Below are 24,827 nucleotides of genomic sequence, written 5' to 3'. Positions count from 1 at the left end.
TGTGCAACTGCTCGTCGGCGGCGCGTTGTTCGTGTCGGCGTTCAGCCTCCGGCCCGCGATCACCAGCCTCGGCCCCCTGCTGGAGGAGGTCCGTGCCTCCCTCGGCATGAGCGGCACGGTGGCGGGCCTGCTCACCTCCCTGCCGGCCCTGTCGTTCGCCGTGTTCGGCGCCGCGGCGCCCCGGCTGTCCCGCCGGTACGGTCCGGCGGCCGTGATCTGCGCGGGCATGGCACTGGTCGCCACCGGCCTCTTCCTGCGCCCCTTCACCGGGCGCACCGTGCCGTTCCTCGCCGCCAGCGCACTCGCCCTGAGCGGCATAGCCGTCGGCAACGTCCTGATGCCCGTCGTCGTCAAACGCTGGTTCCCGCACCGCGTCGGCACCATGACCGGCCTGTACGCGATGGCCCTCTCCTGCGGTACGGCCCTGGCCGCCGCGCTCAGCGTCCCGGTGACCGGCGCCCTGGGTGGCGACTGGAGGCTCGGCCTGGCCGTCTGGGGCGCGGTCGGCGCCGTCGCCGTGCTGCCCTGGCTGCCCCTGGTACGGGACCGGTCCCGGCACGCCGCGGCCGCTGCCGGCGCGTTCGCCGGCACTCCGGCCGCGTCCACGGGCCGCATCACGGGCAGTCCGACGGCCTGGGCGCTCACCGTCTACTTCGGGCTCCAGTCGGCCGCCGCCTTCGTCGCCATGGGCTGGCTGCCGCAGATCCTCCGCGACGCGGGTGTCCCGGCCTCCGCCGCCGGCCTGATGCTCGGGGTGTCGATGGCGGTGGGCGTACCCATGTCCTTCGTCCTGCCCGCGATCGGCGGACGGCTGCCCGGCCAGGGACCTCTCGTCGTCGTCCTGGGCCTGTCCGGGGCCGTCGGCTACACGGGGCTGTGGACGGCGCCCGGTGCCGCGCCGTGGGTGTGGACCGTGCTCATCGGGGTCTCCAACTGCGCCTTCTCGCTGGCCCTCACCATGATCGGGATGCGCGCGCGTACCGGCCCCGGCGTCGTACGGCTCTCCGCCTTCGTGCAGTGCACCGGTTACCTGCTCTCCGTCCCCGCGCCGATCCTCATCGGAGCCCTCTACCAGCACACCGGCGGGTGGGACCTGCCCGTCGCCGTGATGCTCCTGCTGCTCGTACCGCAGATCGCCGCGGGCGTGCTGGCCGGCCGGGACCGGACGGTGGAGGACGAACTCCGGCACGGCGCAAAGGCCCCCGCCCCTGCGCAACCGGTGCGCCGTCCCCAAGGCGCCCGGCTCGGGCCCCGCGACGAGTAGCCGCGCCCTCAAAGCGACGAACCGCGGGGAAGCCCGCACGCAACAGCCCGACACAACGAAGGAGACCTCCTGTGCACGACGCCGACGGCCGGCCGATCCCGGTGATCATCGACTGCGACACCGGCATCGACGACGCCCTGGCGCTTCTGCTGGCGGTCCGTCATCCGGGCCTCGACCTGCGCGCGGTCACGTGCGTGGGCGGCAACACCGACGTGGACGCGGTGGTGCGCAACACCTTGACCGTGCTGGAGCAGGCCGGGGCCCCCGACATCCCCGTCGCCCGGGGCGCGGAACGTCCGCTGATCGCACCCCCGCGCACGGCCCACCAGGTGCACGGCCAGGACGGCATGGGCGACCTGGGGCTGCCCGCGCCCACCCGTACGCCCGTCGACGTGGACGCCGTGACCCTGCTGCGCCGGCAGATCCTCGCCTCCCCGCGCCCCGTCACGCTGATCCCCACGGCGCCGGCCACCAACATCGCGCTGCTGCTGCGCACCCACCCGGAGGTCACCGCCAACATCGAGCGGATCGTCTCCATGGGCGGCGCCGTGGGCAGGGGCAACGCCACCCCGGTCGCGGAGTTCAACGTCTGGCACGACCCGGAGGCCGCCGCGATCCTGTTCTCCGCCGGAGTGCCGGTCACGATGTACGGACTGGACGTGTTCGAGCAGGTGATCGTCCCGTCCGAGCACGTGCGCAGGCTGCTGAAGAGCGAGGAGCCCGGAACACGCCTGGCCGGGCGCCTGCTCGCCCACCGCGGTCTGAACCCCGACGACTCCGACCCCGGCGGCGGCCTGGGGGACGCAGGCGCGGTCTGCGCGGTCGCCGACCCGCGGGGGCTGACCACGCGCCGTCTGCCCGTCGAGGTCTCGCTCGGCCCGGGACCCGGCAGGGGCCAGACCGTCGTCGACCGCCGCCTGCGCGTCGGCGAGTCCGAGATCCACGAGGGGGCCCGCGTGGCGCTCGGGGTCGACGTCGTGGAGGCCGTGGAGCGTGAGGGGCCGGGCCCGTCCGGTCATGCGCCGCAAGGACCGGTGAGGGAAGAAGTGGGATAGTTTCCCATACCATGAAAAATCGGCCGATTCCCCTGAACTTCTTCGGCATGCCTTTCGGCCTCGTCGGCCTGGCGGACGCCTGGCTGACCGCCGCCGAAGCCGGTCGCGTGCCACGGGGCGTCGGGGACGCGCTGCTGATCCTGGCGGCCGCCGTGTGGTTGCTGGTGACGGTCGCCTATCTCCACCACGCGGTACGGGCACGGTCCCTGGCACGGGACCTGACCGATGCCGCGGCCGGACCGTTCGCGTCGCTGTGCGTGATCGTCCCCATGGTGATCGCCGCGAACGGCCTCTACGTCCGGGCGCCCACGGCCGGGCGGGTGCTGGTGGACGTGTTCCTCGTCCTCACCGTGCTGCTCGGCGCCTGGTTCACCGGTCAGTGGATCTACGGACGGATCGACGTCGACCGCTTCCATCCCGGCTACTTCCTGCCCACGGTCGCCGGCGGCCTGCTGGCCGCGGCGTCGGCCGGGGTGGTGGGGCAGCAGCGACTGGGTCAGGTGATGTTCGGCCTCGGCGTGGTCTGCTGGATGATCCTCGGCTCGGTGATCATGGGACGGTTGTTCTTCCGCCCCCTGCCGCCTCCGCCTCTTCTGCCGACCCTGGCGATCGAGATCGCCCCCGCGGCCGTGGCCAGCACCGCCTACTTCGCGCTGTTCACCGACTCCATCGACGGGGTCGCGGCCTTCCTCGGCGGTTACGGACTGCTGATGGTGCTGGCCCAGCTGCGGTTGCTGCCCGCCTACCTGAAGCTGCCCTTCATGCCGAGCACATGGGCGTTCACCTTCAGCTGGGCCGCGGTCGCCGCCGTCGCGATCCACTGGGTGGAGCGCCAGCGTCCGCCCGGGGCCGGCGCGTACACCTACGTGTTCCTCGCCGCCATCACCGTGTTCATCGGCGGCATCGCCCTGCGGACCCTGGTCGCCCTGACGCGGCACGAACTGCTGCCCCCGGCGCCGGCTCCGCAGCCGGCCGAGCCGCAGGGCGGCGGCGCCTGAGGCGCCGAAGGCACCGTCACCGTCGCCGCGGGTCCCGCCGTTCGCGGCAGAACTTACCTCTGCAGGAAGGACTGCAGCAGGTTCGTCACTTCCTGGGGCTTCTCCTCGGTCACCCAGTGACCCGACCCCTTGACGACCCGGCCCTCGACGTTCACGGCGTAGTCACGCCATTGGTCGGCGATCTTGCCGCCGAACGACGCCTGGCCGCCGATCGCCAGCACCGGCATCCGCAGCCTGCCTTCCGCCAGGAACTTCTTGTTCTGGTCCACGTCCCCGCGGAGCTCGCGGTACATCTTCATCCAGGCCACCGTGCGGCCCGGCTCCTTCAGGTAGTGGGCGTAGAAGTCGTAGTCGTCCTTCGTGAACGCCGATTTGTCGGCCAGGAGCTCCTCGATGAAGCCCTGGACGAAGACGCGCTCGTGACCGTCGATGAGCTGCTCGGCGAGCGGCAGCTGGAACAGGCCGAAGTGCCACATCGAGGGGGTCTTCGGGTTGGCCTCCAGCGCCGGGAAGCGGTACAGGCTGTCGTCCGGGATGGGAGCCTCCATCACGGCCAGACGGCGCACCTCCTTCGGCCACTGGGCCGCGTAGGCGTAGCTGACCCACAGACCGACGTCGTGCCCGACGACCTGGACGCCGTTGTTCAGCTTCAGCTGCTTCAGCAGCTCATGCACGTCCTTGGCCATCTGCGCCTTTGCGTAACCGCCCCTGGTGACCTCGGAGTTGCCTGCGCCGCGAAGGTCGACCGCGATCACGGTGTGGTTCTTGGAGAGCGGGCCCATCTGTTCCCGCCACTCGGCCCACGACTGGGGGAAGCCGTGGATCAGCACGACCGGTGAACCTTTGCCGCCTCGCAGGTAGTGCATGCGGAAGCCGTTCACTTCCGCGTACTTGGACGTGAAACCGGGGGGAGGTTTCGCCTGCGGGAAGGACGACGGGGAGGGAGACTCTCCCGCCGCCGTGTCCTGCCCGCGGCTGTCGTCCCAAGCTCCGGCGCTCGCGCTCGGGCAGACCAGCAGGGCGGCGGCAAGCACTGCGATGAGCGCGATGAACCTGCCGGTTTTCCTGGTTGGTGTATCCACGATTCACCCACCTGAAGTGATTCGTATGAGGGAAGTCAAGGTGTTGCCGCAGGCCACCGGTGCGCGCGACCAAGGAGAAGCGACAGCGGTGGACGCTGTTGCACCGGCGACGCCGCGCACGGCCCAGCGGGCCATAGCATTTCCCCCAGCGGCAAGGAGTGCGGACAAGGCGGATCGCGTGCCCTCCAGGCTGTACACGCCGGCGGGGGCAGAGCTGAACGTCGGCCCTACGCGACCATCATGAGCACAGCACGCGGGGATACGCCATTGGGGGGACGCAGGACGGCGGCCGCCCGCCGACGCACGGGAGGCGCTGCCGTCCGGCGGAGGTCAGCGCACCCGGATGCCGGCGCGGAAGACGGCCCGCACGTCCAGCAGGGCGGCGGGGTCCTTGACGGGATCGCCGTCGACGGCCAGCAGGTCGGCGTCGGCACCGGCGGTGATCCTTCCCTTGCGGCCCTCCACACCGCACAGCCGGGCGGCCAGGCTGGTCACGGAGATCAGGGCGTCGGCAGGGGCCACGCCCAGACGGACGAGGGCGCCGACGCCGTGCGGGAGGACGTCGTGGGGCTTGTCGGGCCCGATGCCCGCGTCGGAGCCGATGACCACGTTGGCGCCCGCGGCGTGCAGGTTGCCGAAGGTGTTCAGGATGGTCTGGACGTGTGCGGCCAGGGCCGGGGGCGGGTTGAACGCCGCACCGGGGGCCATGCCCAGGGTGAGGCTGGCGAACGTGCCGCCGGCCACGATGGCCGCGGCGAGGGCGGGGTCGTACGTGGCGCCGTCGGCGCCGAGGAAGGTGACGTGCTCCAGGCTGTCGACGCCCGCGTCGAGGGCGTCCTTGATGGCCTGGACACCGTGCGCGTGGGCGGCCACCGGCAGCCCGAGACGGTGTGCCTCGTCCACGACCGCGCGCAGGTCCTGCGGGCCGTACTGGGAGGCGTGCGGGGGCACGGAACCGGGCGTCATGTTGCCGCCACTGGCCATGATCTTGATGACGGCGCAGCCGCGGGCGTGGCGCTCCCGCACCGCGGCGCGCAGTGCCTCGGTGCCCTCGGCCTCGCCGCCGAAGAAGTGGCAGTGCCCGCCCGGCGTGGTGAGCGGGGGGCCCGCGGCGAGGATCTCCGGCCCGTTCTCCGGGGCCCGGGCGAACTCCTCGACGAGGGTCAGCGAGAGGTAGTCGCGGTCACCGAGGTCGCGGACGGTGGTGATGCCGGCCCGGAGCGCCGCCTGGGCCGCGGCCCGCATCTGCGCCAGCAGGTCCGCGTCGCCGGTCGCGGCCAGGGAGGTCACGGGGTCGGGGCTCGCGTCGAAGGCGAGGTGTGTGTGGCTGTCGATGAGGCCGGGCAGCAGGCATGTCCGCGGGCCGAGGTCGACGACCGGGGTGCCGTCGGTCGGCAGCGCGCCGGTGCGGTCCACGCGGATGATGCGGTCACCTCTGACATGGACCGTGGCGGGCCCTGAGCGGGTGAACCCGTCGAACATCGAACCGGCGTGTATGGCGGTGGTGTTGAGCAAGGTGCTTCCCATCGAAGAGCAGTGCCGGCCCGCTGGACGTGAGGCCCGCGGGAGGGCGTGCGTCGTCACGGAGACGGCGAGAATCGAGCGGCGGCCCGGGGCCGGCCGGGATCAGGCCAGCGTGCCCATCCGGCGGACGGCTTCGGTGAGGATCTCCGGCGACGTGGCGAAGTTGAGGCGTACGTGCCCCGCGCCGCCCGTGCCGAACTCCAGGCCCGGGGAGAGGGCGACCCGGCCGCGTTCCAGGAAGGCGGCCGCGGGATCGTCGCCGAGTCCGAGGGCGCGGCAGTCCAGCCACGCCAGGTACGTCCCCTCGGGCCGCTGGTACCGGACCCCGGGAAGGTGCCGCTCGAGCAGTTCGCCGAGGAGGCGGCGGTTGTCGTCGAGTCCGGTGAGCAGCGCGTCCAGCCAGCCGCCTCCGAGCCGCAGGGCGGCGGTCTGGGCGATGACGCCGATGCCGCTCAGCTCATGGGCGACGCTCAGGGGGATGTGCCGCAGGGCGTCGTCCGCCTCCTGCGCCCAGGCGAGCATCCCGGCGCGGAAGCCCGACAGGTGCCATCCCTTGGAGGCGGAGTAGACGGCGACGGCGTCCTCGGCGCCGGGGACCGAGAGGTACGGCACATGGCGCGCGCCGGCCGGGACGAGCGGCGCGTGGATCTCGTTGGAGACGACCCGCACCCCGAACTGCCGCGCCAGCCCCGCCACCGCGGCCAGTTCCTCCGCCGTGTGGACCGTCCCGGTCGGGTTGTGGGGGCTGCACAGCAGGAAGACCGTGGGGCGACCGCCGTCGACCGTCCGGCCGAACGCGGCGCGCAGGGCGTCGAGGTCGATGCGGTGGTCGGGCCCCAGCGGGGCCTCCACGACGCGGCGGCCCAGTCCCTCCGCGATGTGCCGGTGGAGCCCGTACCCCGGGGAGTTGACGACGACCGCGTCCCCGGGCGCCGTCGTCACCTTGAGCGTCTCGGCGATGCCCGTCAGTGCGGAGGGGACGACCATCGTGCGCTCCGTCGCCATGCGCCATCCCCAGCGCTTCGCGGCGAATTGGTCCCAGGCCTCCGCCATCGTCGCGTCGAAGGGCGGGTAGCCGGTGTCCCCGCGTTCGAAGGCCAAGGACACCGCGTCCACGACCGCGGGGGCCGGGGTCGCGTCCATGTCGGCTATCCACAGCGGCAGGACGTCCGCCGGATGGTGACGCCACTTGACGCCCTTGCGGCGCCGCAGTTCGTCGATCGTGAGCCGGCGCAGCGGATTGCCCGCCCGCCGTGCCGTGTCGTCGAGTGTCTCGAATCCTGCGGGTGCCATGACCTTCCTCCGGTGGACGTGCGACGCGGTCACGCGCGGATCCGCCGGGACGGACCATCACCGGAGACCGTGAGCGCGCCTTCCGGACTCCGCCCGCTCCCGCGCGGCGAACACGGCGCGTGACCGATTGCCGCGCCCACCCTAGCAGGGTGTTTGACGAGTCAAGGATGCTGCGGCCGCCGCGCCGCACCCGGCGCGGGCGAGCGCTCGCCCGTTCACGTCCGGGCTTCCCTCCGGACGACGTGGCCGGCGGCGTGGTGCAGTGAGCGCCAGGTCACCACCGCCCAGGCCGCCACGAGCAGGACGTAGAGCACGACGGCGGTCCAGACGAAGGGCTGTGATCCGGTGCGGGTGGCGAGGGCACCCGTGCCGGTGACGCAGGCGCCCAGCGGGAAGATGAAGGACCACCAGCTGGGCGCGAAGGGGAGTCCCGCTCGCAGCTGCCGTACGGTCAGCGCCGCAGCGAGCACCAGCCACAGCATCGCGAAGCCCCACAGCCCGGTTCCGCCCAGCAGCGCGAACGCCGCCGCGGCCCGGGCGTACGGCGCGGGCAGCGCGCTCGGCGCCGCCGTGGCCAGCGAGCCCATCGCCGTGACCGCCTGGTCGACGGCGCCCAGGCCGATCCACACCGTGGGCACCACCGCTCCCGTGGGTGCGTCGTGGTGGACCAGCCGGCTGAAGACCATCGCCAGTACCAGCAGGACCGCCACCAGGCCGAGCCCGAGCATCGCGTAGCAGCCGAGCAGCAGGGCCAGCCGCGGCTGTCCGGCCGGTGTGTGCGGGACCAGCAGGGCGCCCGTCGCCGCGGAGACCAGCGGCGGCACCACCGGCATCAGCCAGCCGCCGAACGCCGCGTCCGGAGCGAAGCGGTGCCGGGTGACCATCACGTACGGCACCGCGCAGGCCGCCGCCAGGCCGAGTACGGTGCCCAGTGACCACAGCACCCAGTCCGCGTTCAGGGCCGTACGCGCTCCGAGCACCTGCCGGCCGAGCAGCTGCGCGCCAGCACCGACCGTGAGCAGTGCCATCGGCGGGGCCCCGAGGAACGGCGCCAGCATCGGATCGCCGGCGTGCACCCGCAGCGTCCGCTGCCTGAGGTAGCCGGCCGCGAGGACGACCAGCAGCAGCGCGGCGCCCGCCCAGACCACCGTGGCCGCGTCGCGCAGCCAGGCGGAGCTCCGCGGCAACGTGACCGCCGCGTTGGCGACGATGCCGGTGCCCATGACCGCCGCGAACCAGCTGGGGCCCAGGTGCGGACGTCGCGTCCCGGTCAAGGCCGGCAGCCGGGGACGTGCGTGGGTGGCGTGCCGGGGCCCCGAGTCGCTCCGGGGCGGGAGGGACCGGGTATCGCTGGGGTCGGATGTCACGGCGGAGAACGCTTCTTTCCTCACATCGGGAATCACCGTCGGCAATCGGCACACCGGCCCCCAGGCCCAACAGCTCACGGGCCGCGGCCGCAGCCGTCGGCTCGTTGGCCCTACGACGTTACGGTGACGTTGGGCTCCCTCCGCATCACTACGCGTGCCAAGACGCCCTCACATCAGGACGTCCGGCCCGCGGAACCCAGCGGGCGCCGTACGCACCGGCGCCGCACGACGCGGGGCGACGTCCTGATGTGACGCCTCCCCGGCACCTTCGGCCCTCGGCGTCGGCCCAGCACCGTCGTAGCGTCGGTGGTGCCACACGGTCAGCGATGCGCGCACCCCACCGGCACGGAACCGGGGCCGCTCCCCCGCCGGGAGCGACGCGCGGATGACGGGCCCCTTGCGACGGCGCCCGCCATCGGCTGTCCCGAATGAGGAAAGAAGGCGATCCACCCAGTGGCGTCGACATCCAGCGCCGAAGAACCGGCACTCCAAGGACCGGAATTCGGCCTCAACAAATGGCTCGTGGACGAACTGTACGAGCGCTACCTGCACGATCCCGGATCGGTCGACGAGCAGTGGAGGGACTTCTTCGTCTCCCCCGCCGCCACCGCCGGCCGGCAGGAGCGTGCCGGAACGCCGTCCCCGCATGAGGACGCGCGAGAAGCGGCCGCCAAGGCCGTGCGCGTCGCCGCGCTCATCCACGCGTACCGCGTACGCGGACACCTGGTGGCCGACACCAACCCCCTCGCGGCCGGTCGGGTGAACACGCACCCGGAGCTCGACATCGCGGCCTTCGGGCTGCGCGACGAGGACCTGGAGGCGGAGTACGTCGTCGACGGCTTCGCCGGGCGCGACACCATGACGTTGCGTGGCGTGCTGGACGTCCTGCGCGGGTCCTACTGCGGGACGGTGGGCGCCGAGTACATGCACATCCAGGCGTTCGAGGAGCGCCGCTGGGTGCAGGAGCGGATCGAGGCGCCTTCGCCGCGGCCGGACCGTGCCGACCAGTTGCAGGTCCTGTACCGGCTGGGCGCCGCGGAGGCCTTCGAGACCTTCCTGCAGACCAAGTACGTCGGCCAGAAGCGGTACTCGCTCGAAGGGGGCGAGTCGGCGATCGTGCTGCTCGACGCCCTGCTGCTCCGCGGCATCAGGCACGGGATGCGGGAAGCGGTCATCGGGATGGCCCACCGGGGCCGGCTCAACGTCCTGGCCAACATCATCGGCAAGTCGTACGGGAACATCTTCCACGAGTTCGAGGACGCGGTGGACATCCTGTCGGTCCAGGGGACCGGCGACGTGAAGTACCACCTCGGGGCGGAAGGGACCTACCACGCCCTGGACGGCGGCGCGATCGCCGTCTCCGTCGTGGCGAACCCCTCCCACCTGGAGATCGTCGGTCCGGTGGCCGAGGGGGTCGTGCGCGCCAAGCAGGACCTGGCCGACGGCGACGGCGCGGCGTTCCCCGTCCTGCCGGTCGTCGTCCACGGCGACGCCGCGTTCGCCGGGCAGGGCGTGGTCTCCGAGACGCTGAACATGTCGCAGCTGCCCGGCTACCGCACCGGCGGGACGGTGCACATCGTCATCAACAACCAGCTCGGTTTCACGACCTCGCCCGCCAGCGGCCGTTCCAGCACCTACGCCACCGCCGTCGCGCGGACGGTCGAGGCGCCGATCTTCCACGTCAACGCGGACGACCCCGAGGCCGTCGTGCGGATCGCACGCCTGGCCTTCGACTACCGCCAGGCGTTCCACAAGGACGTCGTCATCGACCTGATCTGCTACCGGCGTCACGGGCACAGCGAGGTCGACGACCCGTCCATCACCCAGCCGGCCATGTACGACCGCATCGACGCCACGCCTTCGGTGCGCAAGCTGTACGCCCAGTCCCTGATCGACCGGGGGGCCATCGACGAACGGCAGGCCGAAGGCGCCCTGCGGGACTACCGGGAGCGCCTGGAGCAGGCCTTCGCCGAGACGCGGGCCCTGACCGCGGCTCGCTCCCCGAAGCCCGCCACCCCCGCGGAGCACCGGGACGACACCGCGGTGCCGGTGCCGACCGCGATCACGGAGGCGGCCGCCCGGCACGTCATCGCCTCCCAGACCGGGCAGCCCGCGGACTTCACCGTGCACCCGCGCGTCCTGCCGCAGCTCCACCGGCGCGCCACGATGCCGGACGCCGGCACGATCGACTGGGCCACCGCCGAGACGCTGGCGATCGGCTCCCTGCTGATGGAGGGGGTGCCGGTGCGGCTGTCCGGGCAGGACTCCCGCCGCGGCACGTTCGGCCAGCGTCACGCGGTGCTCACCGACCGGCGCACCGGCGCGGAGCACACCCCGCTGAACGGCCTCGGCGCGGGCAGCGCGGACTTCTCCCCCTACGACTCCATGCTGTCCGAGATGGCGGCCCTGGCCTTCGAATACGGCTACTCGCTGGAGCGGCCCGATGCGCTGGTGCTGTGGGAAGCCCAGTTCGGCGACTTCGCCAACGGCGCGCAGAGCGTCGTCGACGAGTACATCGCGTCGTCGGAACAGAAGTGGGGCGAACGCTCAGGGGTGACGCTGCTGCTGCCCCACGGGCTGGAGGGCCAGGGTCCCGACCACTCCTCCGGCAGGATCGAGCGGTTCCTCCAACTGTGCGCGCAGGGGAACATGACCGTCGCCGTCCCGACGCTGCCCGCGAACTACTTCCACCTGCTCAGGCAGCAGGCGCTCGGCGAGCGCAGGAGGCCCCTGGTGGTGTTCACCCCCAAGTCGATGCTGCGGCTGAAGGAGGCCACCTCCGGGCTGGTGGACTTCACCACGGGCTCCTTCCGACCGGTCGTACCGGACCGGGACGTCGACAGCGCACAGGCCCGGCGCGTACTGCTGTGCTCGGGGAAGGTCTCCTACGACCTGGACGCGTACCGGCGGACCGCCGGCCTGCGGGACACGGCGATCATCCGGCTGGAGCGTCCCTACCCCTTCCCGGACGAGGAACTCGGCGCGGAGCTCGCCCGCTTGCCCCGTGACGCCGAGGTGCGGTGGGTGCAGGAGGAGCCGGAGAACCAAGGGGCATGGTCCTTCGTCAGGCCGCACGTGGAACGGCTGGCGGGCCGCCCCCTCGGATGCGTCAGCCGGCCGTCCGCCTCGGCCCCGGCGGTGGGCTCCGCCCGGCGGCATGCCGCCGAGCAGAAGGAGCTCGTGGAGTCGGCCTTCCGCTGACCACTCCCGCGACGGCGCACGACACCCCTGGGACCGTCCTCCCGGGGGTATCCGTCGTAGGAGGGCCGCAGCGACGGCGTGTCGGCCGATGGCCGTACGATCCGGCGCATGATCCGGATCTCCTGGGCCCTGATGGCCCAGCACGTGGACGAGTGGTCGGGAACCGACCTGGACGAGGGCGCCGCGGTCCTCCAGGACAGGGTGCGCGCGGCGGTCGCCACGATCGGCCTCAAGCCCGAGGCCGTGCAGCATTGGTGGGCGGACTTCCTCACGCCCGTGGTCGATTCACTGCGTACGGAGGGCGCTGCCGCTCTCGCCCGGGGCGAGTCGTGGAGCAAGGCGGCGGGACCGTTCCTCGCCTGCGCCTCCCAGGTCGGCTGACCGGGCGGAGCCGCGGCGCGGAGGTCGCAGGTCGCTAGGCGGCGAGCAGGTCCGCCCAGTGGGTGAATCCGGCGTGGTCGGAACGGACGCCATTCCGGGCCGACAGGGCCCTCACGATGCCGAGGCCCCGGCCGTGCTCGTCCGGATCGATGGCGCCCGCCGCCGCGCGGAGCTCTGCCGACGGACCCGAGTCGGTGACTTCGACGCGCAGGGCGCTGCGCCCTTCGACCTCGGTCCACGACAGGCGCAGGCCCGCAGGGCCGTCGGTGTGCACGATGGCGTTGGTGGCCAGCTCCGCTATCACCAGCAGCACGTCCTCGGCGACGGCGGGGCCATCTCCCACTCGGCCAGGATCCTCCGCACCCGTCGTCGCATGACGGACAGGGCGCTGGGGAAGTGCGGCAGCGTGCAGGCGTGTTCATCGTCGTTCAGGGGCGTCGACTCCGGATGCGCCGCCTCGGTGTCCTCCACCGCGCTCCGCGCCCGCGGCACTTCTGCTTCGAGGCAGTCCGGCGCACGCCGCCCGCGCCGATCGGGTTCGGGAGTCGGACCGATGGAAGTCATGGTGATCGCCTTCTGCTCGCTCCGGGCCGCCGACGTCCGCCTGCGACTCCTACCCGAGATGGAGGCTTCACAACGGCCGAGGGCCGCTGTTTCCCAAGCGTTCAACTCCCGGAAGCCTGTTGCCCGTGGCCTCACTCGCGGCCGGCCATGACCCACATCGCCGGTGTGCTACGCGCCCGCCGTCGGGCTCAGGTCCCCCGCGCCCAGGCCGGTCGTCCGGAAACTGGCCCGGAATGCCGCCGGCGTCACGCCCAGGTGTCGTACGAACGCCCGGCGGAGGGACTCGGGCGAGCCGAATCCCGTGCGCCGCGCCACGACGGCCATGGGGTCGTCACCGGTCTCCAGCATCGCCTGGGCGGCCTCCAGCCTGACCTGCTCCACGTACCGCCCCGGACTGGTGCCCACCTCGTCGTAGAACAGCCGCGTGATGTGGCGGACGCTGACGCCGGCCCTGCGGGCCATGGCCGTCAGGGAGTGGTTGCCGCCGGGGTTCTCCGCGACCGAGTCCAGGACCTCGCGGAGCATCTCCTGACGCGGATGCGGCAGCCGGGAACGGGCACTGAACTGGGACTGGCCACCCGGTCGCTGCATGAAGACGACCATGTCCTTGGCGACCGCCCGGGCGACCTCCGCCCCATAGTGCTCCTCGACGAGAGCCAAGGACAGGTCGATGCCGGCACTGACGCCGGCCGAGGTCATCATCTTCCCGTCCCGGACGAAAATGGCGTCCGGCTCGACCTTCACGGACGGGTAGCGCAGGCCCAGTTCCCGGGTCTGCCTCCAGTGCGTCGCCGCCCGCCGGCCGTCCAGCAGCCCGGACGCTGCCAGCAGGAAGGCTCCCGTGCACACCGATGCCGTGCAGCGGGCCTTCTCGCTCAGTCCCCGTACGGCGTCCAGCAGGGCGTCGTCCTTGATCACGGTTTCCCATTCCGGGCCGCCCGGGACCACCAGGACGTCGCACGTCTCGTGCACGTCGGCGACGGACAGGTCGGCGCTGAGACGCGTCCCGGCGGCGGTGACCACCTCCGCGCCGTCCTCGGACACGACCTGCACCCGGTACGGTCCGCCCCATTCGTTCGCCGAGGCGAAGACTTCGATGGGGCCCGTCACGTCGAGCAGCCGCACCCCCGGGAAGACGAACACCAACACCGTGAGCGGACCCGCTCCAGGCTGCTTGTGAAACATGGGACACCTCCCGGTCATGCGCCGCGCGGACCGCGGTCGCCGCGGTTCCCACCTGAGTCCCCTGAGTCACATGCGCCCCAAGGGCCCCAGGACGACGACGGCGGAACCGCCGCTCCCCCGTTTTCCACCTGCCATCGTGCGCCCGCGACCCGCACCGGTGCCACGACCTGCTTGCTCCCTCCTGGGAGGCACAACCTCCCAGACCGCGCACCGGCACCACGACCCTCGACGGGGGGAGCCCGGCCGCCGCCCCGCCGTCTCATGCGGCGGGCGCCTGAGGACTGCGGGCACCCAGCAGCGCAAGGCAGTTGGCCCACAGCGGGCCGAGCTGCGCCGTGTTGTTGTAGAGCTTGGCGAACAGGACCCGGCCCTCGAGCTGTGCCATCACGGAGCGGGCGGCCGCCCGTGTGTCCGAGACGGTCACCTCGCCCCGCCGCAGGGCCTCGACGACGACCGACTCCACCATGCCGATCTGTGCTTCGAAGATCTCCCGCAGGCGTTCGCGGACAACTTCGGTCAGTTCGCCCGCCTCCACCGCGAAGTTGGCGAACATGCAGCCCGCGATGGTGCCGCAGTCGCGCTGTCCCTCACGCTGCTGGACGCTGGTGGCCTCGAAGAGCCTCCGCAACCGCGACAGGGGTTCCGCGTCGGGATCGAGGAGGCAGAGCCAGGCGCGTCGTTGCGCGTTCCAGTGCTCGTCGATGACGCTGAGCGCGAGGGCCTCCTTGGAGGCGAAGAAGTAGTGGAAACTGCCCCTGGGCACTCCGGCCGCCCTGCAGATCTCCGCCAGCCCCAGCGCCGAGTAGCCACGTTGGTCGAACAGCGCGTGAGCGGCGCTCAGAATCCTCTCCCTGGCACCACTGGTGCTTCCCATACGGGGAACTATACGACCGGTCACCTATGGACGCGCCGCCCCTCCGCTGTACGTCCGGATGTGAGGGCCCGATGGCATGTCCCTCCGCTACGGCCCTCTCCCCCCGCCGTGTTGCACCTCATGGCACGGGACGAGGACGGACCGCGCGAAGCAGGCGTCCGTCCTCGTCCGAGCGCAGACGGACCCGGAAGGAACCTGCATGACCCCCACGCAGTACACCGACGGCTTCCGACCGGAGCTGGTCGTCATCCCTTGCGGCTCCCGCAAGTTGGACCACCGGGCCAGGGCGGCCGACCTGTACATCGGCAGCTACCACCGCGCGTGCCGGAAGGCCGCCGAGGCGCTGCAACCGGACCGGCTCGTGATCCTCTCCGCCCGGTACGGCCTGCTGGACCTCGACGACGAGATCGACACGTACGACACCCCGCACGGGCACGCCGACGCGGTGACCGACGCAGTGCTCCGCGCCCAGGCGGAAGACCTCCGGATCGCCGCCGTCGACCCCGTCGTCATCCTCGGCGGCGCCCGTCACGTCGCGCTCGCCAAGGCCGTGTGGCCGCACGGCCTCACCCCGCTGAGCGGAACCAGGGGCATGGGTGAGCAATTCGCGCGCCTCGCGGCGATGGCACGCGCAGAAGCCACGCGACCCCCCGCCACGGCGAAGACACGCGATGCGCGACGGACCGTGGCACTGCGCCGCCTCAACAGCTGATCGGGCGATCACGCCGGCGCGGTCGGCCCGGGGTCCCGGCGCTCCGGCCCCGTGGGCCGTCAGCCGTCAGCCGTCAGCCGTCAGCCGTCAGCCGGAGACCGTGCGGCGGCCCACGCTCATGTACGTGAAGCCCAGCCCTGCCATGCCGTGCGGGTCCAGCACGTTCCTGCCGTCGAACACCAGCGGCCGGCGCATGACGTCCCTGGCCTGCTCCCAGGGCACTTCGGCCAGTTGGGGCCACTCGGTGACGATCAGTGCCGCGTCGGCCCCGGTCATCGCCTCCAGAGGGGAGGCGTGGCGGGTCGTCGACGACCACGGTTCGACGTCGCCGGGCTGCGCGAGGGGGTCCCAGGTCCGGACCGTGGCGCCCTCGGCCAGCAGCCGGGACGCGATGACCGTGCTGGGGGCCTCGCGCATGTCGTCCGTGCCGGCCTTGAAGGCCATGCCGAGCAGGGCGACCGTTGTGCCGCCCAGGCCGTCCAGCTCCGCCTTCAGCCGCTGGATCGCCCGCCGCGGCTGCAGGTCGTTGACCTCGATGACGGCGGTCAGCAGCTGGAAGGCGTAGCCGGCGTTGCTGGCCATCGCCCTCAGCGCCCGGGAGTCCTTGGGGAAGCAACTGCCGCCGTAGCCGAGGCCCGCCTGCATGAAGTAGGGGCCCAGCCGGTGGTCCAGGCCGATCGCGCGGGTCACGTGCTCGATGTCGGCTCCGGTCGCCTCGCACATCGTCGCGATCTCGTTCGTGAACGTGATCTTCGTGGCGAGCAGGGCGTTCGCGGCGAGCTTGACCATCTCGGCGGAAGCGGTGTCCATCACCTCCACGGGGCCGTCGATGCCGTCGTGCAGGCTCCTGACCAGGTCGGCCGTGGCCGGGTCGTCGGCGCCGATGACGATCCGGTCCGGGTGCAGGAAGTCGCCGACCGCCTTGCCCTCGGCGGTGAACTCCGGGTTCGAGGCGTAGCCGACGTGCGTCAGGCCGGCCCCGTCCAGCGCCGCACGCACCCGCACCGCGGTGCCCACCGGCACCGTGCTCTTGACCACGACCGCCGCCAGGTGCGACGCGGTCTTCAGCGCGTCGATCACCGACCACACCCGCGACAGGTCCGCGTCCCCCGACGCCGTGGGCGGGGTGTCCACGCAGACGTAGGCGACCTCGGCATCCCTGACGGCTTCCTCCGCGTCCAGGGTGAACGTCAGCCGTTCCTTGTTGCGGGCGATCAGGTCTCCCAGGCCGGGCTCGTAGATCGGCACGTCACCCGCCTCAAGGAGACGGATCCTCTCCGGCTGGATGTCACGGACCACGACGTCGTGACCCAGTTCGGCGAAGCAGGCCCCGGTCACCAGGCCGATGTAGCCGGCGCCGAAGATGGCGATACGACGTGGGGACAGCTGAGGCATGCGCGGTGTTCCGTTCGTTCTCGAGGCGAGCCCCGCGCCCGGGTGGGGCACTCGCTCCCGCTGGGACCGTGGCCGGGGGCCAGGGCCGGTGCCCTGGATCCCGTCCGGCTCTCTGGCTGGTGCGGGGCAGCATAGCCCCTCGCGGACGCCTGCCTGACGGGCCGTGAGACCGGGTACGAGCGTGGGGCGACCCGCTCGGGCCGCCCCACGGACATGAGCTCGGTGCCGGTCGTCAGTGCCGGCCGATGTCCTTGATCTTCTCCTTGGCCTGGCGCGCGTCGCCCTCGGCCTGCTCCATGCGGCCCTCGGCGGTCAGCCGCTCGTTGCCCACGGCCTCTCCAGCGGCCTCCTTGGCCTTGCCGACGGCCTGCTCGGTCTTCGCCTTGGCCTTCTCATTGGCGGCCATGCTGCTCACCTTCCCAGGTATCGAGGTCATGTTCCGTGGCTTCGCCTGACCGCTGGGCGGCGTCGCAAACACCACTCACGCCGTATGCGGGAACGCGTGGACTGCCGGGCTTGAGCGGGGGTAGGCGGGTGACGCGCTGAGGGTGCAAGCTGGAACGTACCGATGAGGAGGGTTGCTGAGATGCAGATCGCAGTGGCCGGTGGCAGTGTCGCGGCGACGCAGGAGCACGGCGCTGTGGACGCGCTTCCCGAGGTGTCGGGAAGTATGACGCCGCCCGAGATCCGGGAGGTCTCCAAGGTGATGTTCGCCCGGCTGCAGGCCCTGGAGGAGGGCACAGCCGAGCACCAGTACGTGCGCAACACGCTCATCGAGATGAACACCTCTCTGGTGCACTTCGCGGCCCGCCGGTTCTCCCAGCGCGCGGATCAGATGGAGGACATCGTGCAGGTGGGCACGATCGGCCTGATCAAGGCGGTCGACCGGTTCGATCCCGCCTACGGCGTGGAGTTCGTGACCTTCGCGGTGCCGACCATCGTGGGCGAGATGAAGCGGTTCTTCCGCGACACCAGCTGGTCGGTCCACGTGCCCCGGCGCCTGCAGGAACTCCGCATCGACCTGGCCAAGGCCACCGACGCCCTGGAAACCGAGCTGGACCGGGCCCCGACGACGGCCGAACTGGCGACCCGCCTGCAGATCACCGAGGAGCAGGTGCTGGAGGCCCTCACGGCTGCCAACGCCTACTCGGCCGCCTCCCTCGACGCGCCGGCGACCGAGGACGACGACGGCAGTACCGCCTGGGCGGAGCGCCTGGGCTACGTCGACGGCGCCTACGGCAAGGTCGACGACATCGAGGCGGTCAAGCCCCTCATCCGGCAGCTGTCCGAGCGGGAACGGCTGATCCTCTCCCTCCGCTTCGGGCACGACATGACCCAGGCCGAGATCGGCGCCCACCTGGGCGTCTCGCAGATGCAGGTCTCCCGGCTCCTGTCGCGGATCCTCACCCGCCTGCGCGCCCAGGCTCTGACTCGTTGAGTCGACGGCACCCGGCTTTCACCTGCCGCCCCGGACCCCGTGGTGTCAGAGAGGCTGGAGCCGGCGGCGCAGGAGGCAGAATTCGTTGCCTTCCGGGTCGGCCAGGACGTGCCAGTTCTCGGTGCCGGTCTGGCCGACGTCGGCGGGCCGTGCGCCCAGCGCGAGCAAGCGCTCCAGCTCGGCGTCCTGGTCGCGGTCGACCGGGTTGACGTCGATGTGCAGCGGGAGCCTCCCGGTCCTCGGTTCGCTGCTGGGGCTGAGGATGAGGGTGGGCTGCGGGCCGCCGAAGCCCACGTCCGGCGGCCCGATCTCGATGCTTCCGTCGTCCTCCCGGCCGAGTTCGACGTAACCGAGGACCTCGCTCCAGAAGGCGGCGAGCCTTTCGGCGTCGGTGGCGTGGATGACCAGCTCACTGATGCGGCATGCCATGCCCGGGAGTGTAGGCAGCCAAGGCGCACCGCGCGATCGCCTTCCGCTCGGCGGCCGCCGTGGATGCGAGCCGCGTCACCGCGAAAAAGCGTTCGCTTACTTTGCGGAGCAAGTAATCTTGAGGCATGTCTGACGTCATGCCGCAGCAGGAAGCAGCCCCCGAGGGAATCGCGCCCCTCAGCCCGGATGAAGAGGCGGTCGTCCGGTCGCTGCGCCGCGTCATCTACGCCCTGCCCCGCGCCATGGATGCCGATCTGGTCCGCGAGCAGCGGCTTCCGCTGACCGAGTACATGGCCCTGATGCACCTGTCCGAGGCACCGGAGCGGCAGATGCGGATGAGCGATCTCGCCGTCGCCTGCGAGCGGTCGCTCAGTGGGATGACGCGGGCCGTGTACCGGCTGCAGAGCGACGGGCTCGTCCAGCGCGTCAAGGACACCCAGGACGCCCGTGGCTGGAACGCGGTCCTCACCGACGCGGGCCTCGCCCGGCTGCGGGAGGCGTGGCCGACCAATCTGGCCTCCGTACGGCGTCGCTTCCTCGACCACCTCGACGGCTTGGACCTCAAGGCGCTCGCCGCGGCCCTGGCAAGGATCGCCTCCTGACGCGACCGCCCCGGTCGTCAGGTCCGCCCGGGCCGGGCGGTGACGGGCGCATGGTCCGAGGGCGGAAGCAGGCCGTGCAGGACAAGGGCGGAGAGCGCGTCGGCCATGGCGTTCCTGTCGTGCTCCGCCGTCGGGAGGTCGTCGGGGTTGAGCCGGTCGGCGATCGGGTCCTGTGCCAGGGCCAGCGCGGGGCCCGTGACGGCGAAGTACAGGATGTGCGGCGGGACGCGCGGCATGCGGCCCGCTGCCATGAGGCCGTCGACCGTCGGCTCGATGCTGTCCCAGAACGGCTTGATGAACCGCTGGTGGAGATAGTCCAGGCGACCGGAGTCCCGGGTCGACTCGTCGGTGAGCAACCGGTTCATGGCGGAGTCGTTCGCGGCGAGGCGGTACAGGTGGACGATGACGGCCCGTAGGCGTTCGCCGTCGTCGTGGCATTCGACCAGAAGCCGGTCGAGCGCGGGCTGGGCGTCCCGCAGCGCGAAGTCCACCACCGCACGCCAGAAGTCGCCCTTCGACCCGTACCGTTCGTGGACGAAGTTGTGGCTCACGCCGAGCCGCCGGGCCAACTCCCTCATGGTGGTGGCGGCGTAGCCGAGCTCGGCGAAGGTGTCCAGGCCCCGCCGGAGGATCTCGCTCTCGTGCAGCCGGACGGGGGCGTACTTTCCGCGCGCCGTCACTGCCGGCGCCTGATCCGGTGTTCCGTCGGTCACTCTGGCATCGCTCCGTTCGGCGTCGGCCGGCCTGACGTCGATCGCACTCCCTCTCGGCCACCGCGCCGGTCATGCCCCCGGTACTGGCGCATCGCGCCTGGTGGGCGGCGCGCGCGTCCCGGATCCCCGGCGGGATGGCGAGGCGATCGCCGGTGATCCAAGTCTTCCATGCCCGTCACCGGCCGGGGGACCCCGGGAGGGCCCCACCGGAAACCGCTTGACGCTTGTCAAGCTCAGGAGGATGCTTGACACGTCAATCACTTCGGTGCTCTCGGGCACCGATGATCAGCTGAGGAGTGCCCCGTGTTCTTCGACAAGACCCGTGAGGCCGCATCCACCCCCGCCACTCCCACGTCCATGGGACGCAAGAAGGTGCTGGGCGCCATGACCGGCCTCGCCGTCGCCGCCGCACTGACCGCCGTGGCCGTCCCGGCCGCGGCCCAGAGCCCGGCACCGAACGCCGCGTCGGCCGGCCACGCGGCCCACCACCACTACCTCTCACCGCTGCAGGTCACCTCGGCGTACTACGCCGGCTACAACGGCGACCTGGCCGCCGGATTCGACCGCTACATCTCCAAGGACCTGGTGCTCCACGGCTTCAACGGCCCCGAGAACCGGGACGACTGGATCAAGGGCGACCTCAACATCAAGGCCGGGCTCACCGGCTTCAAGATGACCGTCCTGGACCAGATCGTGGAGGGCGACAAGGTCGTCACCCGCTGGAGCTTCGCGGGCCGCCATACCGGCACGATCTTCGGCATCCCCGCCTCCGGCCGCGACGTCCAGCTCAGCGGCATCTCCATCGACCGCGTCATCCACGGCCAGTCCGTCGAGCACTGGTCGGAAGGCAACTTCGGGGTGTTCCTTGACGAGCTCCGCGGTGGGACGCCTCCCGGCACCGTTCACCCCACCACCAAGTAGCGCTCGCACGGCCCGCTTCACCAGGCCGCGGCACGCACCCCGGCAGAACGCCGGGGGACGGACCCCCGGGCGCACCGCCTCCAGCGAGCGCCCGGGGCCACGGCATCGCACACACCCACCCGCACACCGCACCCCGCACTGACCAGGAGCACTCCCATGACACCTCTTCTTGACGGCAAGATCGTGCTGATCACCGGCACCGGCGGAGGCATGGGCCGCGTCGCGGCCCAGGTGTTCGCCAGAGAAGGCGCCAAGGTCGTCGGAGCCGACATCAACCCCGACGCCAACGAGGAGACCACCGAACTCGTCCGCCGCGCGGGCGGCGAGATGACCGGCATCGCTCCGGTCGACCTCACCGACCCGGAGCAAGTGCGGCACCTCGTCGAAGGTGCCACGGCCGCCTACGGCGGGCTCGACGTCGTCTACAACAACGCGGCTTCGCTGCGCTTCGGCCCGCTGCCCGACTTCTCCGTCGAGGACTGGCACGCCACCATCACCGGCGAACTCGACATCCCCTTCTTCGTCTCGGAATTCGCCTGGCCCCACCTGGTGCGCCGCGGGGGCGGCGTCATCATCAACGTCGCCTCCATGGCCGGCATGATCGCCGGGGCGAACCCCCCGATGGTCGGGCACACCGCGGCCAACGCCGGCGTCATCGGCATGACCCGGCAACTCGCGCTCGAAGGCGCCCCGCACGGGATCCGCGCGGTGGCCATCAGCCCCGGCCCGGTCCTGACCCCCGCCAGCGACCGCGACCTCGGCGACAACCAGGCCGCCCGCGACGCGATCACCGGCAAGACCCTCCTCAAGCGCTTCGCCCGACCCGAGGAGATCGTCGAACTGGCCGCCTTCCTCGCCTCCGACCGAGCCTCCTACATCACCGGGGCGAACTACGCCGTCGACGGCGGCGCCAGCGCCTGGTGACGGAGCACACCCGGCCCCACCCCTGAAGCTCCGGGGTGGGGCGGAACACGCACATGCCCGGTTCACGGCCCGCAGCGGGCGGTCCGCGGATGGCCCGGAAGGACTCAGGCGGTGTGCCAGCGGACGCCGGTCAGCTGCTGCGAGCGCTCCCACAGACGGCGTCCGAGTTCCGGGTCCTGCGCCGCCGCAGACAGTTGCACGGGGACGGGATGCCCGGATCGTCCGCCCTTGCCGTCAGGTCCGATGTAGGAGCCGGCGGCGAGATCGGACTCGGTCGCCGCGTAGAGCTGGGGCAGAGCTCCCATCTCCGGACTCTGCGCGAAGAGCCTGCCGGACACGCGCATGGCGATCCCCATGGGCCCGGTGCCCTTGCTCTGCATCGGCGTGTTGCTGTAGCCGGGGTGCGCGAGAACGCTGGTGATCGGCGGCGACGACGACCGCTCGCGCCGGGCGAGCTCCACGCCGAAGACCGCGTTGGCCAGCTTCGATGCCGAGTAGGCGGCGAGGGGCGTGTACTTCCGCGACCACGCGACGTCATCCAGGTCGATTTCCCCCTTCTCGTGCATGTACGACGTCACGGTGACCACCCGCGGTGCCGGCGACCGGCGCAGCACCGGTTCCAGCAGCGCCGTGAGGGCGAAGTGGCCGAGGTGGTTCGCGGCGAGGTGGCGCTCGGCTCCCTGCGCGGTCACGGAGTGCTCGACCATGGAGATGCCCGCGTTGTTGACCAGTACGTCGACGGACTCCTCCTCGCCGATCTCCTCCGCCGCCCGGCGGATCGAGTCCACGTCCAGCAGATCGACCCGGCGCACCGCGACCTCGGCCCCGGGATACGCCCTGCGCAGCGAGGACGCCACCGCTTCTCCCCGTGCGGTGTCACGGACGGCGAGCAGTACCCGGCCACCGTGCGCGGCGAGCTCGCGCGCCGTCACCAGGCCGAGACCGCTGGTCGCGCCCGTCACGACGAAGGTGCGGCCCTCCTGTGGGGCGATGCGGTCAGCGGTCCATCCGTCACTGCCCCGCTTGCTCGGATGCGTGCTGGAACCTGTCGGCATCTTTGATCTCGCATTCTTCTTGACACGGTCCCGGTCACCCCGCGCCGGTAGGTCCGGGGCCGTGCAAGAAGCTAAACCTTTCCATTAGTGTGAAGGTCAAGCGGCGACGACGGTCGCCCACGGTGCGACGGTGGGGCGCACCGTCCGTACGGATGCCCAGCCAAGGAGGGCGATGTGAAGATCGGGGACCTGGCCGCGAAGACGGGTGTCGCGCCGCGGCTGCTTCGCTACTACGAGGAGGTCGGCATCCTCCACCCCTTCCGGAGCGCCAACGGATACCGCAGTTACGGCGAGCCCGCCATCGACCGCGTCCTGCAGGTCCGCGAACTCCTCGAAGCCGGCCTGACGACGGAGATGATCCGCGAGGTCCTGCCCTGCCTCGATGCCGCGAAGGAGGAGACGGAGGTCCGGTCCTGCCCGGCGGCGAAGGACCTGGACGGACTGCGACGTCAGCTCAGCGGCATCGAGCGACGCATCGAGGTGCTGCAGCGCAACCGGCACGCGATCAAGGCGTACCTGCGCGCCTGGGAGGACGCCGGTGCCGCGACGCCCGCGGCCTCCGAAGAGGTTCGGGGTGCGGTCGCGGGGTGACCGGCGGCGACACGCCGCGAACCGCCGCCGACGATGTCTCCAGGGCCTCCGTGTCAGTGGGCGCGCCTAGGGTGCCGGACATGATCACCGGCAGAGCGCCGGGCTGTTCGGATCCTCGTGGGGGCTGGGATGTTCTGGCGGAACAAGAAGCCGGAAGAGCGGGCACAGTGGGAGCTTGATCCGCTGGTGGGGGTGGGTCCGCTGCGGTTCGGGATGAGTCCCGACCAGGTCGGGGCCGCGTTGGACGGGGCGGACGTCCACGTGTCGCGGAGCAGGGAACGCGTCTTGTCCTGGCAGCGGTACGGGGACCTGGGGGTGAACGCGATCTACGGGCCGGGGACGCGGCTGGTCGCTGTCGCGATCCAGGCGCACGACGGTCCGCGAGTGCGGCTGCGGGACGTGGAACTGATCGCCCGAGCCCCGTCCGAGGTACGCGCGGGCATCCACGATCTCGCCCGTAGCGAGGGGGTGGAGGTCCGGGTGAACTGGAGCGGTGATCCCGAGGTCGCCGCGTGGGGCGTGTCCATGGGTACCGCGCTGGAGTGGGGGCAGGGTCCGGAGGGGTACGCGGTGCGGAGGGACGCGGTGATCACCGACGCCCTGCTCGTCGGCCCGGAGTTGGCCGCGGACCCGTACGGGGCCGATCCGGTCATCCAGTGGTGGGACGTCCGCGAACGGGAGACGAACCCGGGTGCATGGCCGGTGAGGGCCGACCAGGACAGACCGCACTGGGACTTCACTCCGCTGGACGGCGTCGGTCCGCTCCGGTTCGGGATGCTCCCGCAACAGGTCGTGGCCGCCTTGGGCGGCGAGGTACCGGCCGAGCGGCAGGGCCACTATCCGTGGCCGGTCCACAAGAAGGCCGGGCATTGGCACCTGGGGGAGGACCGGTTTCACGACGCCGGGGTGACCGCCCACTACTGGCACCAAGAGGGGTTCCCCACCTTGGCGGCCGTGACCGTGCACGGACGCACCGGCCCCCAGGTCACCTTCGTCGGAATGGAGTTGATCGGCAGGCCGCTGTCCGCGGTCGACACGGACCTGACCCGGTACATCGAGAAACAACGGATCGACCTGCTCATCGGCTGCGGCGGCGACCTGGGACCGGACGGGGCCCATATGTACGTGCGGGCCGCCAGAGCCGGGGACACCGTGGTCAGCGAGGCCCGGTTCTTCGTGGAGGACTGGGACGACCACTGATGCCCCACGAGGCGCCGTCCTGCCCGGCGGCGAAGGAGCCGGCCGGACATCCGCACCAC

At 71.7% G+C, this 24,827-nt stretch carries 22 protein-coding genes and 2 pseudogenes; 12 read left to right on the top strand and 12 right to left on the bottom strand.

Annotated features, from left to right (window positions below):
- Position 1 precedes the first annotated feature (1 nt).
- The 3 genes from OG937_39085 to OG937_39075 all read left to right on the top strand — a co-directional run bounded on the left by OG937_39085 (position 2) and on the right by OG937_39075 (position 3,317).
- Complete coding sequence (locus tag OG937_39085; GenBank protein ID WUD79017.1) at positions 2–1,264, top strand: MFS transporter; 1,263 nt, start codon at positions 2–4, stop codon at positions 1,262–1,264.
- Positions 1,265–1,335: 71 nt separating this feature from the next.
- A complete protein-coding gene (locus OG937_39080; GenBank protein ID WUD77290.1) occupies positions 1,336–2,319 on the top strand; it encodes a nucleoside hydrolase in 984 nt (327 codons plus the stop codon).
- Between the two features lie 11 nt (positions 2,320–2,330).
- Complete coding sequence (locus tag OG937_39075; protein ID WUD77289.1) at positions 2,331–3,317, top strand: TDT family transporter; 987 nt, start codon at positions 2,331–2,333, stop codon at positions 3,315–3,317.
- A 53-nt stretch (positions 3,318–3,370) separates the two neighbouring features.
- On the opposite strand, the gene OG937_39070 is transcribed toward OG937_39075, so the two are convergent.
- The 4 genes from OG937_39070 to OG937_39055 form a co-directional block, all read right to left on the bottom strand.
- Positions 3,371–4,399 (bottom strand): alpha/beta hydrolase, encoded by a 1,029-nt coding sequence (locus OG937_39070; protein ID WUD77288.1) that lies wholly within the window; start codon positions 4,397–4,399, stop codon positions 3,371–3,373.
- Between the two features lie 330 nt (positions 4,400–4,729).
- Positions 4,730–5,926, bottom strand: coding sequence for an amidohydrolase family protein (locus tag OG937_39065; protein ID WUD77287.1), 1,197 nt, complete (start codon positions 5,924–5,926; stop codon positions 4,730–4,732).
- Positions 5,927–6,025: 99 nt separating this feature from the next.
- Positions 6,026–7,216 (bottom strand): aminotransferase class I/II-fold pyridoxal phosphate-dependent enzyme, encoded by a 1,191-nt coding sequence (locus OG937_39060; GenBank protein ID WUD77286.1) that lies wholly within the window; start codon positions 7,214–7,216, stop codon positions 6,026–6,028.
- Between the two features lie 215 nt (positions 7,217–7,431).
- A complete protein-coding gene (locus OG937_39055; GenBank protein WUD77285.1) occupies positions 7,432–8,490 on the bottom strand; it encodes a TDT family transporter in 1,059 nt (352 codons plus the stop codon).
- A gap of 546 nt (positions 8,491–9,036) precedes the next feature.
- On the opposite strand from OG937_39055, the pseudogene OG937_39050 reads away from it, so the two are divergent.
- Together OG937_39050 and OG937_39045 are read left to right on the top strand one after the other, a co-directional pair.
- Positions 9,037–11,784, top strand: a pseudogene (locus OG937_39050) (multifunctional oxoglutarate decarboxylase/oxoglutarate dehydrogenase thiamine pyrophosphate-binding subunit/dihydrolipoyllysine-residue succinyltransferase subunit).
- 108 nt (positions 11,785–11,892) lie between these two features.
- Positions 11,893–12,165, top strand: coding sequence for a hypothetical protein (locus OG937_39045; GenBank protein WUD77284.1), 273 nt, complete (start codon positions 11,893–11,895; stop codon positions 12,163–12,165).
- Between the two features lie 34 nt (positions 12,166–12,199).
- Here the strand turns inward: OG937_39045 and OG937_39040 are convergent.
- The 3 genes and pseudogenes from OG937_39040 to OG937_39030 form a co-directional block, all read right to left on the bottom strand.
- Positions 12,200–12,597, bottom strand: a pseudogene (locus OG937_39040) (ATP-binding protein).
- 300 nt (positions 12,598–12,897) lie between these two features.
- Positions 12,898–13,914 (bottom strand): GlxA family transcriptional regulator, encoded by a 1,017-nt coding sequence (locus OG937_39035; protein WUD77283.1) that lies wholly within the window; start codon positions 13,912–13,914, stop codon positions 12,898–12,900.
- A gap of 259 nt (positions 13,915–14,173) precedes the next feature.
- Positions 14,174–14,788 (bottom strand): TetR/AcrR family transcriptional regulator, encoded by a 615-nt coding sequence (locus OG937_39030; GenBank protein ID WUD77282.1) that lies wholly within the window; start codon positions 14,786–14,788, stop codon positions 14,174–14,176.
- A gap of 199 nt (positions 14,789–14,987) precedes the next feature.
- Between OG937_39030 and OG937_39025 the strand changes: the two genes are divergently transcribed.
- A complete protein-coding gene (locus tag OG937_39025) occupies positions 14,988–15,500 on the top strand; it encodes a hypothetical protein (GenBank protein WUD77281.1) in 513 nt (170 codons plus the stop codon).
- 87 nt (positions 15,501–15,587) lie between these two features.
- On the opposite strand, the gene OG937_39020 is transcribed toward OG937_39025, so the two are convergent.
- Entirely contained in the window at positions 15,588–16,895 is a 1,308-nt protein-coding gene (locus tag OG937_39020) for a UDP-glucose/GDP-mannose dehydrogenase family protein (GenBank protein ID WUD77280.1), read from the bottom strand.
- A gap of 232 nt (positions 16,896–17,127) precedes the next feature.
- Positions 17,128–17,301 carry a CsbD family protein gene (locus tag OG937_39015; GenBank protein ID WUD77279.1) on the bottom strand — a complete coding sequence of 58 codons (174 nt, stop codon included), beginning with the start codon at positions 17,299–17,301 and terminating at the stop codon, positions 17,128–17,130.
- Between the two features lie 180 nt (positions 17,302–17,481).
- Between OG937_39015 and OG937_39010 the strand changes: the two genes are divergently transcribed.
- Positions 17,482–18,333 (top strand): RNA polymerase sigma factor SigF, encoded by an 852-nt coding sequence (locus tag OG937_39010; GenBank protein ID WUD77278.1) that lies wholly within the window; start codon positions 17,482–17,484, stop codon positions 18,331–18,333.
- A 45-nt stretch (positions 18,334–18,378) separates the two neighbouring features.
- Here OG937_39010 and OG937_39005 read toward each other — a convergent pair whose 3' ends face one another.
- Positions 18,379–18,762: a VOC family protein gene (locus OG937_39005; protein WUD77277.1), complete on the bottom strand. Its 384-nt coding sequence runs from the start codon at positions 18,760–18,762 to the stop codon at positions 18,379–18,381.
- Between the two features lie 125 nt (positions 18,763–18,887).
- Between OG937_39005 and OG937_39000 the strand changes: the two genes are divergently transcribed.
- Entirely contained in the window at positions 18,888–19,364 is a 477-nt protein-coding gene (locus OG937_39000) for a MarR family winged helix-turn-helix transcriptional regulator (GenBank protein WUD77276.1), read from the top strand.
- A gap of 17 nt (positions 19,365–19,381) precedes the next feature.
- Here the strand turns inward: OG937_39000 and OG937_38995 are convergent, their stop codons facing one another.
- Complete coding sequence (locus OG937_38995; protein WUD77275.1) at positions 19,382–20,044, bottom strand: TetR/AcrR family transcriptional regulator; 663 nt, start codon at positions 20,042–20,044, stop codon at positions 19,382–19,384.
- A gap of 336 nt (positions 20,045–20,380) precedes the next feature.
- Here OG937_38995 and OG937_38990 point away from each other — a divergent pair, with 336 nt between their 5' ends.
- Together OG937_38990 and OG937_38985 are read left to right on the top strand one after the other, a co-directional pair.
- The gene (locus OG937_38990; GenBank protein WUD77274.1) at positions 20,381–20,998 is read left to right on the top strand and encodes an ester cyclase; all 618 of its coding nucleotides are present in this window, start codon (positions 20,381–20,383) and stop codon (positions 20,996–20,998) included.
- Positions 20,999–21,154: 156 nt separating this feature from the next.
- On the top strand, positions 21,155–21,922 hold the full coding sequence (locus OG937_38985) for an SDR family oxidoreductase (GenBank protein WUD77273.1): 768 nt from the start codon (positions 21,155–21,157) through the stop codon (positions 21,920–21,922).
- A 104-nt stretch (positions 21,923–22,026) separates the two neighbouring features.
- Here the strand turns inward: OG937_38985 and OG937_38980 are convergent, their stop codons facing one another.
- Positions 22,027–22,977: an oxidoreductase gene (locus tag OG937_38980; protein ID WUD77272.1), complete on the bottom strand. Its 951-nt coding sequence runs from the start codon at positions 22,975–22,977 to the stop codon at positions 22,027–22,029.
- Positions 22,978–23,151: 174 nt separating this feature from the next.
- Here OG937_38980 and OG937_38975 point away from each other — a divergent pair, with 174 nt between their 5' ends.
- Together OG937_38975 and OG937_38970 are read left to right on the top strand one after the other, a co-directional pair.
- Complete coding sequence (locus tag OG937_38975; protein WUD77271.1) at positions 23,152–23,568, top strand: MerR family transcriptional regulator; 417 nt, start codon at positions 23,152–23,154, stop codon at positions 23,566–23,568.
- Between the two features lie 129 nt (positions 23,569–23,697).
- Positions 23,698–24,768 carry a hypothetical protein gene (locus tag OG937_38970; GenBank protein WUD77270.1) on the top strand — a complete coding sequence of 357 codons (1,071 nt, stop codon included), beginning with the start codon at positions 23,698–23,700 and terminating at the stop codon, positions 24,766–24,768.
- The last annotated feature ends 59 nt before the right edge of the window (positions 24,769–24,827 follow it).

It is taken from the genome of Streptomyces sp. NBC_00510 (assembly GCA_036013505.1).
GTDB lineage: Bacteria > Actinomycetota > Actinomycetes > Streptomycetales > Streptomycetaceae > Actinacidiphila.
The sequence above is the reverse complement of the archived record's forward strand: the minus strand, read 5'-3'. Positions and strand labels throughout refer to the sequence as shown.

Coding starts and splice junctions, on each gene's coding strand:
- OG937_38980 (WUD77272.1), bottom strand. CDS start 22,977: ATGCCGACAGGTTCCAGCACGCATCCGAGCAAGCGGGGCAGTGACGGA.
- OG937_39010 (WUD77278.1), top strand. CDS start 17,482: ATGCAGATCGCAGTGGCCGGTGGCAGTGTCGCGGCGACGCAGGAGCAC.
- OG937_39075 (WUD77289.1), top strand. CDS start 2,331: ATGAAAAATCGGCCGATTCCCCTGAACTTCTTCGGCATGCCTTTCGGC.
- OG937_38970 (WUD77270.1), top strand. CDS start 23,698: ATGTTCTGGCGGAACAAGAAGCCGGAAGAGCGGGCACAGTGGGAGCTT.
- OG937_38985 (WUD77273.1), top strand. CDS start 21,155: ATGACACCTCTTCTTGACGGCAAGATCGTGCTGATCACCGGCACCGGC.
- OG937_39035 (WUD77283.1), bottom strand. CDS start 13,914: ATGTTTCACAAGCAGCCTGGAGCGGGTCCGCTCACGGTGTTGGTGTTC.
- OG937_39065 (WUD77287.1), bottom strand. CDS start 5,926: ATGGGAAGCACCTTGCTCAACACCACCGCCATACACGCCGGTTCGATG.
- OG937_39025 (WUD77281.1), top strand. CDS start 14,988: ATGACCCCCACGCAGTACACCGACGGCTTCCGACCGGAGCTGGTCGTC.
- OG937_39015 (WUD77279.1), bottom strand. CDS start 17,301: ATGGCCGCCAATGAGAAGGCCAAGGCGAAGACCGAGCAGGCCGTCGGC.
- OG937_39045 (WUD77284.1), top strand. CDS start 11,893: ATGATCCGGATCTCCTGGGCCCTGATGGCCCAGCACGTGGACGAGTGG.
- OG937_39000 (WUD77276.1), top strand. CDS start 18,888: ATGTCTGACGTCATGCCGCAGCAGGAAGCAGCCCCCGAGGGAATCGCG.
- OG937_39005 (WUD77277.1), bottom strand. CDS start 18,762: ATGGCATGCCGCATCAGTGAGCTGGTCATCCACGCCACCGACGCCGAA.
- OG937_39060 (WUD77286.1), bottom strand. CDS start 7,216: ATGGCACCCGCAGGATTCGAGACACTCGACGACACGGCACGGCGGGCG.
- OG937_39030 (WUD77282.1), bottom strand. CDS start 14,788: ATGGGAAGCACCAGTGGTGCCAGGGAGAGGATTCTGAGCGCCGCTCAC.
- OG937_39020 (WUD77280.1), bottom strand. CDS start 16,895: ATGCCTCAGCTGTCCCCACGTCGTATCGCCATCTTCGGCGCCGGCTAC.